The 2315-nt window shown below is 51.0% G+C and carries 5 protein-coding genes; 1 reads left to right on the forward strand and 4 read right to left on the reverse strand.

The annotated features are described in order from the left end of the window. Nucleotides 1–155: 155 nt before the first annotated feature. From HWQ67_RS16625 to HWQ67_RS16635, 3 genes are all read right to left on the reverse strand, one after another. Entirely contained in the window at nucleotides 156–527 is a 372-nt protein-coding gene (locus tag HWQ67_RS16625; RefSeq protein WP_218253805.1) for a hypothetical protein, read from the reverse strand. 348 nt (nucleotides 528–875) lie between these two features. Beyond that, nucleotides 876–1214, reverse strand: a complete 339-nt coding sequence (locus HWQ67_RS16630; RefSeq protein WP_218253806.1) for a hypothetical protein — start codon at nucleotides 1212–1214, stop codon at nucleotides 876–878. A gap of 16 nt (nucleotides 1215–1230) precedes the next feature. Continuing rightward, on the reverse strand, nucleotides 1231–1545 hold the full coding sequence (locus HWQ67_RS16635; protein ID WP_218253807.1) for a hypothetical protein: 315 nt from the start codon (nucleotides 1543–1545) through the stop codon (nucleotides 1231–1233). 180 nt (nucleotides 1546–1725) lie between these two features. Here HWQ67_RS16635 and HWQ67_RS20695 point away from each other — a divergent pair, with 180 nt between their 5' ends. Next, nucleotides 1726–1908, forward strand: coding sequence for a helix-turn-helix domain-containing protein (locus tag HWQ67_RS20695; RefSeq protein ID WP_218253808.1), 183 nt, complete (start codon nucleotides 1726–1728; stop codon nucleotides 1906–1908). Nucleotides 1909–2044: 136 nt separating this feature from the next. Here the strand turns inward: HWQ67_RS20695 and HWQ67_RS16645 are convergent. Beyond that, nucleotides 2045–2315: tyrosine-type recombinase/integrase (locus tag HWQ67_RS16645; protein WP_218253809.1), on the reverse strand; the 271-nt coding region annotated here is incomplete at its 5' end.

The raw sequence follows: 2315 nt of genomic DNA on the forward strand, positions 1-2315 counted from the left end.
TGGCACGTCTTGAGAAACACGGCTACTTCTTGGTCGCTGGCGAGCGGGCAGATAAGGTTGTGTACGTCCTGGAACGTGATGGTGATCGGCTCACCCTTCCACTGGACGACGGCCTTGCTTTCCTGTGGTTTTGTTAGCGTCGCTACTTCTTGCATCTACCCCTCCTGTGCGACTGCCACGCATCTGTCGGCGTACTCTTTGCAGCCCATTTCACTTGGCGCCGCATCCTGGCTATATTTGTCGTTGTCCCATCGGCGGAGCCAACAGTTGCCACGGAACTCGGCTGTGTAATGCCAGTGGGCACAGTTCCGGCAATGTCTGGGGCCGCCTACACTCTCCGTAATTTCCTGCCAGTGCTCCTGGGCGTCCATTATGATTTCGCTCATATCGACCTTGGTCTGGTTATAGCCACTGTTTATGTAAGCCTCCTTATAGTAGAGGGCGACGCCTACATCACCATCCATGTCTCTTAGGTTGTAGCCTCTACTTTGAAGTTCAACCCACCGGGGATCTATTTTGATTGCCATGGTTCACCTCCTTGATTGGTTTGATTGCCTGCCATTTTTCTTCTGGGATACAGAGGCATCTTTTGCTACACGGGCTATCCCAAAACCCGTTGGTCTCACAGTATTGAATTACTCTTTCCACCGCATGATCCCTTAGTTGCCTATTGATTTTCATGAGTTTGATATTCCATATTTGAAGCCATACCCATAAGGCACCTGCAATTACCCATAGAATGATGGCAAACATCAACATTGTTCACCTCGCTAATTCGCAGATTCTTTTGTTGCCCTGGGTTTTGCAGTACAGGGCGAATAGTGGGATGATTTGCTTTGCTTGGCCTGTGGCCCGTATAATAAGTATCGGGCGATTCATGATCTTGTTTCGCTCCCTCCGGCAGGGACTTGCTCGCGTGGGGTTCCTTGAGCAATCCATGCCTCTTCTATGCTAGTAACCATAACGCCATTCGACCGTTGGCGTGCGGCAAACAGCCTCTTTTGCTCTCTTAATGTACCCGGGGGAACCATCACCTCCTTATTTTTGTTTTGCTCCAGAAGCTGTCGCTGCCTGATGTCGTCATAAGTTGCGGACCGGGGCCGGCCACCGAGTTTGCCCCAGGTGGCGAGCTGATCCCGGCCATATCTTCGGAGTGTGGCCAGACCACCCAATCTCCCGGCCTCATCGTATGGTGTAACCCTTTTGTTTGCCATTGTCGCTAGGTTTTGGCTAGGTTTTCCTGCCCTTTTCGGTGGTGGGGGTAGATAGTTGCCCTAGCTCGCCCTGCTCCCCATCATTTTTTCGGGCGTTTTCCGAAATCTGCCGCTGGGTCATGTAAGAACAAACCACAGGCTTGAGTTCTGGTAGTTTTTTGAGGATGATGGTCAGGGTGTCCAGGGTTGGTGCCCTCTGCCCTGTTCTGATTCGGCACCATGCCGACTCATGTATTCCCAGTAGGGTACTGAAACCCCTGTGGTCCAGCTCGCGTCGTACTCGCTCTGCTTCTAGCGCTGCTATAAGGTCTGCTATTTCTATTCCTTGCATTTTCGTACAATACTAATAATATGTCCTGTTTGCCAGCTTGTCAAGGGATTTCGTGACATAATACACCGACCATACCCAATTTTCTGCCAGCCTTGCAAAAAAAAATGCTCACCTGTAAACTTTTGGAAGTATGGTCGGGGGGGGGTGTAACGGCAGCATCTGAGGTAATGATAGAAAAACGTGGCTCCAGAGGCTTTAGGAACTCGGCTGAAATCACTCCGGGAAGCCAAGGGTCTGACGAAATATCGCCTGGCCAAGCTCTCCGGTGTTAGTGAAACGTATATTTACAGGATAGAGCGGGGGCTCATTAAGAATCCTCGCGGTGATACCTCCCATAGTATATGTCCAGCTATATCCCAATGAAGTGGCTTTGTTAGCTTGGTGCAAAAGGGCTCCCTTGCTCCACGGGATGTATCTAGGAAGGGACAGGATTTACTTTCCCAGAATACTCTAAGGTCTTCGCAGTAAGTCCCGTTCGGTTTTTCTTTAACTATGGGCATTATGTACCTACAATCATCGGGCTGGCAAACAACTTCCTTGCCTGTGCCTCCCGGGCTCGGTTGCTGATCTGGGCATACACTACGGTATTCTGAATGTTGATGTGGCCTATCCAGTCCTGGACGAACCTGATGTCAGCGCCGGCATCCAGTAGGTGAGTGGAGATGCTGTGCTTCAGAACGTGGAAGTGGCGCTTGTCTGCCGGGATGTCGGCCTTGGCGCCGTAGAGCTTCATAAGTTTGTCAAGGGTGAACCGCGATATTGGCGAACCC

The organism is Candidatus Magnetobacterium casense (assembly GCF_019173545.1).
Lineage (GTDB): Bacteria > Nitrospirota > Thermodesulfovibrionia > Thermodesulfovibrionales > Magnetobacteriaceae > Magnetobacterium > Magnetobacterium cryptolimnobacter.

Bases quoted from the DNA above. Each gene is read 5' to 3' on its own strand.
- HWQ67_RS16625 (WP_218253805.1), bottom strand. From the start codon at position 527: ATGGCAATCAAAATAGATCCCCGGTGGGTTGAACTTCAAAGTAGAGGC.
- HWQ67_RS16630 (WP_218253806.1), bottom strand. From the start codon at position 1,214: ATGGCAAACAAAAGGGTTACACCATACGATGAGGCCGGGAGATTGGGT.
- HWQ67_RS16635 (WP_218253807.1), bottom strand. From the start codon at position 1,545: ATGCAAGGAATAGAAATAGCAGACCTTATAGCAGCGCTAGAAGCAGAG.